This window comes from Streptomyces sp. NPDC059649 (assembly GCF_042734445.1).
In the GTDB taxonomy this organism is placed as follows: domain Bacteria; phylum Actinomycetota; class Actinomycetes; order Streptomycetales; family Streptomycetaceae; genus Streptomyces.
Genome location: NZ_JBHWDV010000027.1, coordinates 78,979 through 91,196, shown reverse-complemented (window position 1 = coordinate 91,196; position 12,218 = coordinate 78,979). Strand labels below are relative to the sequence as shown.

The 12,218-nt window shown below is 66.0% G+C and carries 15 protein-coding genes and 1 tRNA gene; 3 read left to right on the top strand and 13 right to left on the bottom strand.

Features of this window, described 5'->3' with window-relative positions; all coding sequences use genetic code 11:
* Positions 1 to 215: 215 nt before the first annotated feature.
* Positions 216 to 1,352, bottom strand: coding sequence for an ABC transporter ATP-binding protein (locus ACFV1J_RS25470; RefSeq protein WP_385861627.1), 1,137 nt, complete (start codon positions 1,350 to 1,352; stop codon positions 216 to 218).
* A 178-nt stretch (positions 1,353 to 1,530) separates the two neighbouring features.
* Between ACFV1J_RS25470 and ACFV1J_RS25465 the strand changes: the two genes are divergently transcribed.
* A tRNA-Thr gene (locus ACFV1J_RS25465) sits at positions 1,531 to 1,604 on the top strand.
* 85 nt (positions 1,605 to 1,689) lie between these two features.
* On the opposite strand, the gene ACFV1J_RS25460 is transcribed toward ACFV1J_RS25465, so the two are convergent.
* The 10 genes from ACFV1J_RS25460 to ACFV1J_RS25415 all read right to left on the bottom strand — a co-directional run bounded on the left by ACFV1J_RS25460 (position 1,690) and on the right by ACFV1J_RS25415 (position 8,646).
* Positions 1,690 to 2,841 (bottom strand): tyrosine-type recombinase/integrase, encoded by a 1,152-nt coding sequence (locus ACFV1J_RS25460; RefSeq protein ID WP_385861625.1) that lies wholly within the window; start codon positions 2,839 to 2,841, stop codon positions 1,690 to 1,692.
* The gene (locus ACFV1J_RS25455) at positions 2,841 to 3,029 is read right to left on the bottom strand and encodes a helix-turn-helix transcriptional regulator (protein WP_385861623.1); all 189 of its coding nucleotides are present in this window, start codon (positions 3,027 to 3,029) and stop codon (positions 2,841 to 2,843) included. Before ACFV1J_RS25455 ends, ACFV1J_RS25460 begins: the two co-directional genes overlap by 1 nt.
* Positions 3,026 to 4,438 (bottom strand): replication initiator protein RepSA, encoded by a 1,413-nt coding sequence (gene repSA, locus ACFV1J_RS25450; protein ID WP_385861621.1) that lies wholly within the window; start codon positions 4,436 to 4,438, stop codon positions 3,026 to 3,028. Before repSA ends, ACFV1J_RS25455 begins: the two co-directional genes overlap by 4 nt.
* A gap of 89 nt (positions 4,439 to 4,527) precedes the next feature.
* A complete protein-coding gene (locus ACFV1J_RS25445; protein WP_385861619.1) occupies positions 4,528 to 4,836 on the bottom strand; it encodes a SpdD-like protein in 309 nt (102 codons plus the stop codon).
* A gap of 23 nt (positions 4,837 to 4,859) precedes the next feature.
* Positions 4,860 to 5,015 (bottom strand): hypothetical protein, encoded by a 156-nt coding sequence (locus ACFV1J_RS25440; protein WP_381392891.1) that lies wholly within the window; start codon positions 5,013 to 5,015, stop codon positions 4,860 to 4,862.
* 18 nt (positions 5,016 to 5,033) lie between these two features.
* Positions 5,034 to 5,225, bottom strand: a complete 192-nt coding sequence (locus tag ACFV1J_RS25435) for a mobile element transfer protein (RefSeq protein WP_385861617.1) — start codon at positions 5,223 to 5,225, stop codon at positions 5,034 to 5,036.
* An 18-nt stretch (positions 5,226 to 5,243) separates the two neighbouring features.
* Positions 5,244 to 5,930 carry a DUF2637 domain-containing protein gene (locus ACFV1J_RS25430; RefSeq protein WP_385861615.1) on the bottom strand — a complete coding sequence of 229 codons (687 nt, stop codon included), beginning with the start codon at positions 5,928 to 5,930 and terminating at the stop codon, positions 5,244 to 5,246.
* An 82-nt stretch (positions 5,931 to 6,012) separates the two neighbouring features.
* Positions 6,013 to 7,368: an FtsK/SpoIIIE domain-containing protein gene (locus tag ACFV1J_RS25425; RefSeq protein ID WP_385861613.1), complete on the bottom strand. Its 1,356-nt coding sequence runs from the start codon at positions 7,366 to 7,368 to the stop codon at positions 6,013 to 6,015.
* 2 nt (positions 7,369 to 7,370) lie between these two features.
* Positions 7,371 to 7,727: a hypothetical protein gene (locus ACFV1J_RS25420; RefSeq protein WP_385861611.1), complete on the bottom strand. Its 357-nt coding sequence runs from the start codon at positions 7,725 to 7,727 to the stop codon at positions 7,371 to 7,373.
* A 139-nt stretch (positions 7,728 to 7,866) separates the two neighbouring features.
* Positions 7,867 to 8,646, bottom strand: coding sequence for a GntR family transcriptional regulator (locus ACFV1J_RS25415; protein WP_385861609.1), 780 nt, complete (start codon positions 8,644 to 8,646; stop codon positions 7,867 to 7,869).
* 18 nt (positions 8,647 to 8,664) lie between these two features.
* Between ACFV1J_RS25415 and ACFV1J_RS25410 the strand changes: the two genes are divergently transcribed.
* Positions 8,665 to 9,132 (top strand): NUDIX hydrolase, encoded by a 468-nt coding sequence (locus ACFV1J_RS25410; RefSeq protein ID WP_385861607.1) that lies wholly within the window; start codon positions 8,665 to 8,667, stop codon positions 9,130 to 9,132.
* Between the two features lie 408 nt (positions 9,133 to 9,540).
* Here ACFV1J_RS25410 and ACFV1J_RS25405 read toward each other — a convergent pair whose 3' ends face one another.
* Together ACFV1J_RS25405 and ACFV1J_RS25400 are read right to left on the bottom strand one after the other, a co-directional pair.
* Positions 9,541 to 9,930: a hypothetical protein gene (locus ACFV1J_RS25405; RefSeq protein ID WP_385861605.1), complete on the bottom strand. Its 390-nt coding sequence runs from the start codon at positions 9,928 to 9,930 to the stop codon at positions 9,541 to 9,543.
* A gap of 44 nt (positions 9,931 to 9,974) precedes the next feature.
* Positions 9,975 to 10,424, bottom strand: coding sequence for a hypothetical protein (locus ACFV1J_RS25400; protein WP_385861604.1), 450 nt, complete (start codon positions 10,422 to 10,424; stop codon positions 9,975 to 9,977).
* Between the two features lie 676 nt (positions 10,425 to 11,100).
* Between ACFV1J_RS25400 and ACFV1J_RS25395 the strand changes: the two genes are divergently transcribed.
* Entirely contained in the window at positions 11,101 to 11,781 is a 681-nt protein-coding gene (locus ACFV1J_RS25395) for a hypothetical protein (RefSeq protein ID WP_385861602.1), read from the top strand.
* Positions 11,782 to 12,218: the final 437 nt, after the last annotated feature.

Here is a 12,218-nt window from a genome sequence, read left to right as displayed (position 1 = left end):
ACTAAACGCCCTTTTTGACCCCTTTTTTCGTTCGGTGTTCGGGCGTGGTGGGGCGCCGTCCGCCACTGCTACACAGCCTCTACCGCCTTTTAACGGTGGGGGGGGGGGGGGGGGGGGGGGCCCCCCCCCCCCCCCCCCACCACTCACACGCACACCCGCCGCGCGTCACGGCTCAGGCGACGCGGTGCAGTCCGGTACCGCTGGCCCGGTACCGCTCAGTCGGACAGACGCTCCCCGGACGACGTCGAGAAGACATGCGTCTCGCCCGGCCGCGGCACGACGTGCAGCTGGGCGCCCTTCTCCGGCACCTGACGGCCGTTGACACGGACGACCAGGTCCTTGACCTCGCCGCCGACCTCCGCGGTGCCGTACACGTAGCCGTCGGCGCCCAACTCCTCGACGACGTTCACGGTGACGGCCAGACCGGCCGGGGCGTCCGCGCTCTCCTTGGACAGCGACTTCGCCGCGGCGCCGTTCTGCTCGACGATGTCGAAGTGCTCGGGGCGGACGCCCACGGTCACCGTGCGGTCACCCTTGTCGGCGGCCGCGCTCAGCGCCTCCCGGCTCACCGGTACGACGCTGTTGCCGAACTTGACCCCGCCGTCGGTGATCGGCACCTCGACGAGGTTCATCGCCGGCGAGCCGATGAACCCGGCCACGAAGAGGTTGGCCGGCCGGTCGTACATGTTCCGCGGCGAGTCGACCTGCTGGAGCAGCCCGTCCTTGAGGACCGCGACCCGGTCGCCCATGGTCATGGCCTCGACCTGGTCGTGGGTGACGTAGACCGTGGTGATCCCGAGCCGGCGCTGCAGCCCGGCGATCTGCGTACGCGTCTGCACGCGCAGCTTCGCGTCCAGGTTGGACAGCGGCTCGTCCATCAGGAAGACCTGCGGCTCCCGCACGATCGCCCGGCCCATCGCGACCCGCTGCCGCTGACCACCGGAGAGCGCCTTGGGCTTGCGCCCCAGGTACTCGGTGAGGTCGAGGATCTTCGCCGCGTCCTCGACCTTCTGCCGGATCTCGGCCTTCGGCACGCCGGCGATCTTGAGCGCGAAGCCCATGTTGTCGGCGACGGTCATGTGCGGGTAGAGCGCGTAGTTCTGGAACACCATGGCGATGTCCCGGTCCTTGGGCGGAAGATGGGTGACGTCGCGGTCCCCGATGCGGATGGCGCCCCCGTCGACGTCCTCCAGCCCCGCGAGCATGCGCAGGGAGGTGGACTTGCCGCATCCGGAGGGGCCGACCAGGACGAGGAATTCGCCGTCCTCGATGGCGATGTCCAACTTGTCGACGGCGGGCTTGTCGGAACCCGGGTAGATCCGGGTTGCCTGGTCGTAGGTGACCGTAGCCATGGTGAGAGTCCCTTCACCGGCAGGAACGTGCCGGACGATCCGAGTAAAAGGAGTGGTGTAGTCCACTGATGTGGACTTCCCCGTGACGCTACCTGTGCGGCCCCCTGGTGTCAGTAGTCCGTTCTCACAAATTAAGGAGCCCGGCACCCGGCCCGCCTGGGTACACTTCTTCCGGCACGCCTCCTTAGCTCAGCTGGTCAGAGCACCGCTCTTGTAAAGCGAAGGTCGTCGGTTCGAATCCGACAGGGGGCTCTTAGCTTGAACAGGGACGGAGCCCCGGGCCGGTTGGTGGCCTGGGGCTTCTGACATCTACGGATGACATCAACGCCGTCAGCGATCACTCACGAGCGATCCGCCGCTTCAGCAGCCGGTCCATGTGGCTGATCGCTTCCCGCTGTGTGTCCTGCGCCACATGCGTGTAGACGTCCATGGTCATGCTGATCTGGCTGTGCCCGAGGATCTCCATCAGCACGCGCGGAGCCACGCCGGCCGCGGTGAGCAGGGTGGCGCAGCCGTGCCGAGCGTCGTGCAGACGGATCGGGCGGAGGCCCGCCGAGGCGGTGAGCCGGGAGAAGGAGCGGTTCAGGTTCCGCGGCTCGATGGGTCGACCGGACCGGGTGGTGAAGACGAGGCCGGCTGGGGACAGCTCGGTGCCCCGCTTCTCTGCCTCGTGAGTCTGACGGAGCCTGTGCCAGCGGAGAGCGGCCAGGCAGATGAGGGGCAGCGGTACGGGGCGGATCTTCCCGGTCTTGGTGGTGTCCTGGTACAGCTCGCCGCCGATGCGTTGCACCTGGTTGCTGATCCGGATCACGCGGCCGTCGAGGTCCACGTCCGACCAGCGCAGCCCGAGGACCTCACCGCGGCGCAGGCCCATGGCGATGGCGAGGACGAAGGCGGCGTAGAGCGGATCGCGGCGGGCCTCTTCCAGGAACGTCAGCGTCTCGTCGAGCGTCCAGGGCGTGGTCTCGCGGCTGACGAACTTGGGGGCCTCTACGAGCGAGGCAACGTTGCGCGTGACCAACTCCTCCCGGGTGGCTGCCGTCAGAGCCGTACGGAGCACGCGGTGAGCTTCCTTGGCCGTCGCCGCGGAGGACTTGCGGGCCACGTCGGCGAGGAACACCCGGACGTGACGCGGGCCGAGGGTCTCCAATCGCTTCGTGCCGAGCAGGGGCACGAGGTAGAGCCGCACGTGCATCGCGTACTTGCTGTACGTGCTGCGCTTCCGGTTGGGCTTGATCACGTTGTCCAGCCAGTACGGCAGCCACTCGGCGAGCTTGGCGGAGCGGGTGGGGACGGGGACGCCGCTGTCGACCTTCGTCAGGAGTTCGCGCCGCTTCGTGTCGCACTCGGCCCAGGTCTTGCCGTAGGCGAACTTGCGGGCGCGGGTGCCATCGGGCTGGAGGACGTAGACGGCGGCCTGGTAGCGGCCGTCCTTGCGCTTGGTGATGGTGCCGGCACCGTTGGGGTTGCGCTTGCGCTGCTGTGCCATCAGGCGGCCTCCTCGATCCGGTCGCGGATGTAGTCGTGCAGGGCGCCTTCGGGGATGCGGCGGCAGCGGCCCTCGGTGATGGAGACGAGGCGCTTCGAGCGGATCAGGTCGTAGACCTTGGAGCGGCCGAACTTGAGCTGTGCCATGACCTCGGGCACGGTCAGCAACTGGCTGCTGTCGGTGGTCATGTCCAGTCCTCCTCGGCTAGGAGTTCGGCGCGGGCTTCGCGTGCGGTTTCGCGGCTGGTCTGGATGTCGCGGGCGATGGTGGCGGCGAGAGCGGATTCGCCGGGGGTGTGGCCGTGGCCGACGTACCGCCAGTCGGTCAGGACGAGGACGGTGTCCGGCTCCGGGGGTTCGAGGCCGACGGCTTCGCGTTCCTGGGCGGCGCGGAAGTCGGCACGGGCCGCGCGCAGCTCGCCGAGGGTGGTCGAGTAGTGGCGGGACTTCGAGGAGAAGTGGCCGCGGAAGCCGAGCATGTGCGCCCAGGCCCAGAGGCGGCGATCCGGGTAGAGGGGGTCCAGGGTCTTGCACGCGGTGATTAGGCGGCGGGTGTGGTCGGGGACCTGGTGGCGGTCCAGCTCGGAGAGTTCGCCGATGCGCCGGTCGAGGGTGCCGGTGGTCTCGGCGGCCTTGGTCGCGTACTTGGCCACGTAGGAGGCGACCGCCTGTTCGGTGATGTCGGAGCCGTCGCCGAAGGCTTTGACGGGCCGTACGTCGAGCTGTGTGCCCCAGTGGAAGGTTCGGGTGGGCTGGTCCCCGGAAGCCGGCGACGTGACCGAGGTGTAGGGGTGCGTGGCGGCGGCTCGGATCGCCTCGATCAGCAGGTCGACGCGCGCCCAATGCGGAGGCGGTGTTCCGGGCCCGTGCGGTCCGTCGATGCGGATCACCGCGTGGAAGTGAAGGGCGCCGCGCTTCTGGAACTCGGCGACCTTGCCGTAGGAGAGGCGGGCCGATTCCTTGAGGTCGCGTTGGGTGAGGCCAGCGCGGGCGGCCAGTTCGCGGCGGAGTCGGGTGGTGAAGCGTTGCCAGAGGTCGCCCGCGTGGTTGTTGAACAGGACGGCGGCGGCGTAGTCGTACGTCTCTGGGGTCAGCGCGGTGCCAAGCGCTGGATCGTCCGTGCGGTGTTGTGTCCCGCAGCGGCAGGCGCCTCGGTCGGGCCGGTTGTGCACGGGTCCGAAGGACGGCGCGGTGAGGGTGGCGAAGACGCGGGGGTGGTCTCGGACGGTGGCGGGGAGGTCGCGGCGGTCGTCTCCGGCCAGGCCGGCGCGGATGAGGTGGTAGGTGTCCCCGGCGTAGGTCCAGGCGCAGGCTGGGCAGCGGGAAGCGCGACGGTTGCCGCAGGCGAGGCGGAGGCGTCCGCCCGGTTCATCGGCGGTGGTGTAGCGGTGCAGGATCTCGCCGGACGTGCGGTCCTTGGTGACGGTCCAGCCGGTGAGGTGGATCGGGTCGGAGCAGCCGCCGGTGCGGTGGATCTGGTCGGCCCAGCGGTCGTAGTCGGGGGCCGAAGCCACCCTCAGCAGGTCGCCGAGGGTGATCGGGTCGAGGAGCGGAGCAGGCACGGGCGACCTCCCGCGTACGCGGGTGTGGTCGGTCATGATGGGGGTTCCTTCCGGATCTGTGGTTCGGACAGGAGCACGGCTCCCGGGCGGCGGATACTTGGCGGTTGAGGCCGCCCGGGGGCCGGTCAGTGGCGCGTGCGCCCGGAGGCGAGCAGCGAGCGGAGGACGACCGCGCAGACGGCGACGGACGCCCCGCTGATGGCGACCGCCAAGAGCATCGAGACCAGGACGGCGCCGGCGACCAGGACCACGGCTGTGCCACCGCCGACGAGGGCGAGCGCGGTGGTGGGCGTGAGCTGGACCGCACGGCGGGTGGAGGACTGGGCGACGGGGGTCGGCGGCGGGGTGTGCCGCACGATGGCGGTCGGTTTGACGGTGGGAGGAACGACGAGCCCGGTGGGCGTCGGGTTGGTTGGGACCTTGGGGCGCAACATGGCGGATCTCCCTTCCGTCGGCGTTACTTGACGGCGGTGTCGATGACGGGCGCGAGCAAGCTGTCGGCGAGTAGGTAGCCGCCGAGCAGGAGCACGGCCACAAGCCACCAGGGCGGGCGGATGAGCTTGAGCCCGAGGTAGCCGACGACAATCAGGGCGAGCCAGAGTGGAACGTTCACGGGTGTCTCCTCAGTCGGTCAGCGGAAGATGCAGCGATGGCTACGGGCGGCGAGCTGGGCGGCCGAGCGGCTGTTGAAGTCGGCCGACCAGCCGCAGCGGTCGGCGGTGCAGACGGCGGCGTGTTTGGTGCGGCCGTGGCGGTCGCGGTACGTGCCGATCTGTACGGGGCCGATCCGCATGAGGGAGTGGAAGTTGTCGCGGGCGGGCATGGTGGATCTCCTTCGCGATCAGGCGAGTTGGGCGGCGATGGCGTCAGCAAGCTGAGGTGGGACGCCGAGGCGGGTCCGCAGGGTGTCGGTATCGATCGGGTCGCCGGTACGGGCACGGTGTTCGTCGGCGACCTTGCGTGCGTGGTCGACGAGGGCGGCCGGGACAGGCCCAGGCGTGGGTGCAGGCCGGGGCGGTACGGCGCGTGGTTCAGCTGCGGGAACTTTGGCGATTTCCACTTCGGACGGACGGTCCGCAGGCTCAGCGGCCGCAGCCGCGACCGGCGCCGGTACGGGAGCAGGTGCAGGAGTCACGTCGGCCGGCGGAGCAGGATCGGCGGCTTCGGCTGCACTCCGCGTATGGGCCAGCAGGGTCCCGCCGAGGAAGGCGAGCGCCGGCCATCCGGCGATGCCGAAGCGGAGCCAGGCGGGCGGGTGCCGGAGGTCGAGGAACCCGGCGGTCGCGACATTGGCGCCGAGCGAGGCCACCAAGGCGACCACGAACCAGCACCAGGCGAGCCGGGAAGCACCGCCGCTGCGAAGCCGCCGCCAGGCCGCGACCAGCAGCAGGTCGACGCTGATCGGGTAGGCCCATGCCTTCCACCCGTCCTGCCCCGCAGCGGCTGCCAGGTCGTGGAGGTGGGCGAAGGAGAGCGCTCCGGCGATGACGGCTTGTACGAGGACGGCGTCCGGGCGGATGCGTCCCATGACGGTTCTCCTTCCGGAATCTGGCATGGAGGGGGTAGGGACCTGGCGCGTCGAGGTAGCGCCAGCCTTGGGAGAGGAAGGGTCAAGCAGTCGCGGTGGAAGCCTTGTTGAGCTTCAGAGCACCGGACGCCGACGAGCCGACAACCGGCCGGAAGGGCGCGAGTGCGGGTACGTCCGGCGTGCGGTCGGCGTACTTGTTGCAGAGGTTGACCGCCGCGCGAAGCGACGTGTGCGGGGCACGGATGCGGGACCAGCCACCGGTCGAGTCACCGGCGACCGCAATGCCGGGAGCGTCCGCGGGTATCTGGATGGCCGCAAGTACGGCGTCCGGGGAGATGTCGCCGAAGGCCATGTTGGCGCTGGTCTCGTCGTTGACGCGGTGCGCGGTGCGGCCGGTGAGCTGGGCCCGGAGCATCGTGATGCCCTTGCCGAGTTCGGAGCCGAAACGTTGGCCGCAGATCTCCAGGTAGATGCCGGCCGCACGGCCGAGCTGGGCCAGGCGGACGAGCGCGGTGATGATCCGGTCCCTGCGCTTCTCCTCCTCCTTGGAGGCGAAGAGCGCGAGTTCGGCCACCTCGTCCACCAGGACGACGACGGGAGGCGGCCGCAGGTCCGCGGCCAGGTCCCAGATGTCGGCGGCGATCTCCGCGTCCGGGACGTTCACGCTGATGCGCTGCTGTTCGCGGACGAGTTGATAGACGGACTCCATGTGCGACACCAGCGCTTCGAGCAGTTCGAGAGCGGTGTCCTGGTCGTCCGCGAGGGCGGAGAAGCGTTGAGCGAGCGGGAAGAGCTCGACCCCCTGCTTGCAGTCGATGCCGACGAGGGCGACGTCCTGGGCGGCGAGGCCGGCCACCAGGTTCCGTTGGTAGACGGACTTGCCCGACTCGGTGGCCCCGAGGGTGAGACCGTGCGGAACGGCCCGGTAGTCGCGGTAGTGGACCGCCCCGTCCTCGCGCAGGGCGACAGGCACACGCATCGGAGCGCGATCGATCTTGGCGGGCATCTGCACACGCCTGAGCACGTCGTAGCCGGTCATCCGCAGTTCGATCACACCGGAGCAGATCTCCCGTGCGGTGACGCTGTACATCCCGAAGGAGTGCCGTAGCCGATCGGCGGCCGCAGAGACGTCGAAAGCGTCCTGACCGGGACGGAGCTTGAGCCGCAGGACCAGCCCGGTACGAGTGGGCCGGAGGCGGAGGATGCGCGGTGCGCGCGGTTCAGGGGCCGGGCGGTCGGTCATGCGGGAGAGTGCGAGCCGCCAGCGCGAGGGCGGGACCGTCAGTCCACAGGCGTCCATGACCGAGGCGTAGCGGACTAAGACCCGCAGCGTGGCGAGGGTGACCCCGAAGGTCATCCAGTACCAGGCGGGGCGCCGCCACCGTAGTACGAGAGCGGTGGCGACGACCAGCAGGAGTACGACCGAGGCGCGGGCCATGATCAGGCTGCCTCGGCCTGCGAGCCGCCGCCGGCGAGCGAGGTGACCGCCACGGCGCGGAAGGCGATGCCGTGCCGCTTCTGCCCGTTGAACTCGTTCTCCCAGGGGCGGGCGATCAGGCCGGTGAGCGCCACCGGCACACCCATGCCCAGCTCACCGGAGACGCCGGTCTCGGGGACGGTGACGGAAAGGATCTCCACCTCGTCGTTGGCCGCGAACATCACGTCCACGGTCATCAGCTTCGCTCCGGTCTCGACGTCGAGGGCGACCTCACCGGTACGACGGTCCTTGATCTTGATCTGCGGCTGCTTCGCAACCATCACGGTGGCGGCGGAGGTGTCGACGGGGATCTGACGCACTACTGATCACTCCTCTATAGATGACGGACTCCGTCACTCATGTACATGAGTGACATGAAGAAGAGTGCCTGACTCCTATACATGAGTCAACCCGCCCGGACGAAGAAGTCTGGGCGGGCTGAGGGAAGTTGAGCGTGTGTCAGTCCGTGGCAGGGATGCGGTAGCTGAAAACGAACTGGTCAGCGGCCATGAGGGTGTCGCAGACCTCCACCACACGCCCCTCGGTCGTCAACGCCTCACGGACGAGATGAACGACGGGAGCACCAGGGCTGAGAGCCAGCTCGGACGCCTCCGCCTTCGATGCCGGCCGAGCCTGCAAGGTCTCCACGAACTCGGCGAACTCATGCCCGTGGTCTTCGAGTCGGGCGTAAATGCCACCGCCGCCGGGGTTCTCGGCGAAGAGCTGAGGGATGTCCTTCACGACGTCCCACGGCAGGTACGAGCTGGCCGTCTCGACCGGAGTGCCGTTACGGAAGTAGAGCCGCCGGCGAGCGAGGACCTGAGCACCGGGCTCGACTCCGAGGCGTTCGGCCACGTCCTCCGGGGCCTCCACGGGGCCGATGTACAGAACGCTGACCTTGGCCGTGGCTCCCGACTGCGCCGACTCCGCCAGATACGCAGCCTTGCCGCCCTGCCGGTGCGAGCGGCGGAAGCGGTCGGAGGAACGGTGCCGTACCGGCGGCCGGTCCTTCACGATCGAGCCCTTGCCGTGGCGGGTCTCCACCAGGCCGCTCGCGCGGACCTCCACCATCGCCTTCCGGATCGTGCCGCCCGCGACCCCATAGCGCTCGACCAGCTCCGATTCGCTCGGCACCATGTCGCCGGGCTTGAGAACGCCGGCCCTGATCTGCTGCACGATGTCGTCGGCGATCTGCACGTACCGAGGTACGGCCTTACCCCCTCCTACCGCGGTTCCCATCGTTCTCTCCAGCCTCCTATGCTCCTGTACATGAGTAACAGCGCCTCGGAAGCCCAGTCAACGCCACTCCACTCCGTGTCTGTGGCCGGGGTCGTGGTCCGCGAGGACGGCAAGCTCCTCACGATCCGGCGGGCCGACAACGGCGCTTGGGAGCTGCCGGGCGGAGTGCTCGAACTCAACGAAACCCCGGAAGCCGGCGTACGACGCGAGGTCTGGGAAGAAACGGGCATCCACATCGAGGTGGACGAGCTCACCGGGATCTACAAGAACATGACGCGAGGCATCGTCGCCTTGGTCTTCCGCTGCAAGCCGGTCGGCGGCGAGGAACGCACCTCCAGCGAGTCGACGGCAGTCACCTGGCTCACGCCTGACGAGGTAGCGGACTCCATGTCCGAGGTCTACGCAATCCGCTTCCTGGACGCCCTGGACGGAGCGGGCCCTCACGTGCGCAGCCATGACGGCAATCACCTGACACCGGCGCGATAGAACTTTCCCTACTTCATCAAGGCGGCTCACTCACGCTCGCCGCGCGCGGCCCGACCCCCGGCCGGGCCTGCGCTCCTGTCTCCGCCCCGCTTCAGCCCGACCGGCGCCCGTGCCGCGCACCGAGCAATCAGCCACCTGATGTCAGAGAAAGGGGTGCGTCGTGGCTGGGGCGGTCGGCTCCACGGCTTTAGGCAGCCACTTTGGGGCGAGCCTCTAAGATCATGGCCCCAACGTCGTGCTTTACCGGGCAGGTCCACAGACTGCCCGACGCGCCATCAGCTTACGGGGCCATGATCACTCGCCCCAAAGCAGCTCCAGCCCAAAGCCGTTCCGCCGCCCGCTTGGGGCCCGTGCCGAGGCGACACCCGTGGGGCCCGCGACACCTGCGAGGTGCCGCTACCCAGAAATTCAACTTGAACCGGGCCCCCCAAGTGAGCGTCCGAGGGGGATGGAAACCTCGCGCCCAGAAATATTCAGAGTGATCGCCTGTGCATCATGGGCTCCTGAATGGGACACCACATGCAACGAAGCCGTAGCGGATGGCGGTACACCCTTAACTGCTTCTCCGCGATGATAGATGCCTGTTACTCGCCCATGTACGTATTCTTCTGCATCCGTGACTAGTGCCGGACGAAAGTCACCGGCATAAAGACGGTGCGAGGTTAGATTCTGCACCTTCAGCTTGATGGAAAGGAGGTCACCATCACGATTTGACTGCTGATAGCGCACCCTCACGCTGCCACCACCAAGAGCGATAGTGTGCGGCCGATGGAACGGATCATCAGTCTCGGCATTCACACTTCCTTGATCTCCAGCATTCCCACCACTAATCATGACACCACCTAAAGTGCAACGAGCCACGCTACGATTTGAACAATTACCAGAACCGCAGAAATTTGGTACATCTTTTCCAGCCTAGCCACCCTCTTATCATTACTGAGATATTTCTTTGAGGCAGCCTTCGTGCATCTATCGAGCACATAGTTCATCGATTTCCCTGTGACCGCCAAGGGTTTCACCGCAGGGTCGTTTTTACTCACCCATTTTTCAATTACGTATGTACCGTCTATTCGGGCTTGCCACCACCGCCAAGGCCACAGGACAAGCAACGTGGCTATGCAAGACAATGCGAGCGCCACTATGGCACACCAAATAGCCGGTCCATGCAGCCCATTCTTCTTTAGGGTTTCTCCCCCGAGTAGTGTCGCAACTAGCGAAGTGACAGCGAAAAGGGTGGCCGATCGCGAGCGGAGAGCATCCAAAGCTGCCGCCTGCATATCGAGGCTGCGCATCTCTGCTTTGTAGGCCAGATCCAAGCGAGGGTCCAGCGCCAGATGAGTGCTACTGGTCTTATTCCGTCGGAATCTTGGCTTCATCGAGGCTCCCAGACTCCGCGTGGTGCAGCAGGCGGAGCGAAGATCAGATAGCTCTTAGCGGCCCGGCCACAGTCTTGCAATGACGAGAGTAGCCTGCCACTCAGCACGGCGATAGGATGCTCCATTCGGAGTAGCAGCAAGTCCCGCGGAGCATCCTCTTGAATGAGCGGCCCGATGCGAGCGAAGAGACCCAGCGCCGGGCAGAAATGACGCCAGGTCGCCGCTGGATCGTCAAGCGAAGCAAGCGCACGGATGACACAGTAAACATTCACCCGAATGCTTGTCAGAGCATGCAATATCTGCGAACTTAGCGGACGCTGGATCCCGCGCATCTCCTTACCGCCTTGGGAGGTGGAGTGCTGCGCCTCATCGGCAGGAATGAAAGCGGGTTCACAGAATGTCCGTAAGGCTTCCAATTCCCCGTCACAAGTCGAAATCTGCAAGCTGCTCCGATAAGATCTCTGCGATCATCGACACCGCAGCCAGTGCAGCCCGAACCCCCCAAGCCATATATCTGGATGAGACAAGAGAAATAATAGATAAAGCTGCCTGTCGCTTGCAGAAGTTGGAGACGGGGCAAAGCCCAAGGGAGATGGAGCATCAGATCAGAGAAGAGGTTGAGGTTATGACGTTGAGAGCGCGGTCCGAGGCGGCACGATGGCGCGCAGAAGCGCGACAGGCCGAGCTAGATGCAAGAATGCTCCAGCGCGAAAGAGACGAACAGTCTCGGAAATTGGACGAGCTTCACCTCAACAATCAGAAGTTGATTGCAGAGGTCAGCGATTCGGATCTGAAGAAAACAATGATTCTTCAGCAAAGGCTCCTTGATTTGATGCGTCAGCGCAGCAATAGTGCGCGCACGGCTCTCGAAGTTGTTGAATCACTTGACGCTCCTTTCCGTGACATGTTTGCGAAGCAGAGCGACGCCGCAGCCCGGAAAATTTCACGCATCAAGTGGGAATTCTCTTTCTCGCACTTCCTTCGAGTTGCATTTAAATTCCTTGTCGGTTTCTGCGTTCTCGGCCTCCTTGTTGATGCGGCCAGTGGATTCTTTCACCTAGGGCTCTTTTGGGGTCTGCTGGTAGCAGTTGTGGCGTTCATAGTTGGAGAGCTCTATGTCGGTCGCATTAGTGACTCAATCGACGAGAAGTATTGCACTCGACGGCTCCGCCAAAGCGTTATTTGCAAAGTGGCCATCTTTGAGGCGAACTGGCGAGTTTCCGAAATCTCCATGAGAGCTATAAAGGAAAGGGAGGTGCGGGCTGCAACCTGAGCGCGGCTGGCATGTGTAGCCTCAATTGCATCAATTCCGGGAATTTTTTCCGGCTATCAATCGGGGGACTGTTAGGCCAGCACCGCTCCGCGTGCTGCACGCAATGTTCGACGAGGAGCCACGGCCTACCTACCCCCAGTCCTGCCGCGTGGTCTCGGCCTGCGACAGTCGGTACGTCTAGTGGAGGTGGTCGGACGGGCTGTGCGGCGTCCTGGAACCCTGCCCATACCTGAAGCTCTTCACCGACTGACATCCACGTCTGACATCAACGACGGGAGATATGGGCACATCGGAGCGGCCTATCACGGCCATATCGTCGTGTAGGCACCACGCGTCGCCTAACTATCGATCGAACCCCTAAAAGCGGTGGTTAGCCCGCCGTGCTGTACAGCAGCGAAGTACAGCAACTACGGTGATGCCAACTGATCAGCACCGAC

Bases quoted from the DNA above. Each gene is read 5' to 3' on its own strand.
- ACFV1J_RS25470 (WP_385861627.1), bottom strand. From the start codon at position 1,352: ATGGCTACGGTCACCTACGACCAGGCAACCCGGATCTACCCGGGTTCC.
- ACFV1J_RS25460 (WP_385861625.1), bottom strand. From the start codon at position 2,841: ATGGCACAGCAGCGCAAGCGCAACCCCAACGGTGCCGGCACCATCACC.
- ACFV1J_RS25455 (WP_385861623.1), bottom strand. From the start codon at position 3,029: ATGACCACCGACAGCAGCCAGTTGCTGACCGTGCCCGAGGTCATGGCA.
- repSA (WP_385861621.1), bottom strand. From the start codon at position 4,438: ATGACCGACCACACCCGCGTACGCGGGAGGTCGCCCGTGCCTGCTCCG.
- ACFV1J_RS25445 (WP_385861619.1), bottom strand. From the start codon at position 4,836: ATGTTGCGCCCCAAGGTCCCAACCAACCCGACGCCCACCGGGCTCGTC.
- ACFV1J_RS25435 (WP_385861617.1), bottom strand. From the start codon at position 5,225: ATGCCCGCCCGCGACAACTTCCACTCCCTCATGCGGATCGGCCCCGTA.
- ACFV1J_RS25430 (WP_385861615.1), bottom strand. From the start codon at position 5,930: ATGGGACGCATCCGCCCGGACGCCGTCCTCGTACAAGCCGTCATCGCC.
- ACFV1J_RS25425 (WP_385861613.1), bottom strand. From the start codon at position 7,368: ATGGCCCGCGCCTCGGTCGTACTCCTGCTGGTCGTCGCCACCGCTCTC.
- ACFV1J_RS25415 (WP_385861609.1), bottom strand. From the start codon at position 8,646: ATGGGAACCGCGGTAGGAGGGGGTAAGGCCGTACCTCGGTACGTGCAG.
- ACFV1J_RS25410 (WP_385861607.1), top strand. From the start codon at position 8,665: ATGCTCCTGTACATGAGTAACAGCGCCTCGGAAGCCCAGTCAACGCCA.
- ACFV1J_RS25400 (WP_385861604.1), bottom strand. From the start codon at position 10,424: ATGCGCAGCCTCGATATGCAGGCGGCAGCTTTGGATGCTCTCCGCTCG.
- ACFV1J_RS25395 (WP_385861602.1), top strand. From the start codon at position 11,101: ATGGAGCATCAGATCAGAGAAGAGGTTGAGGTTATGACGTTGAGAGCG.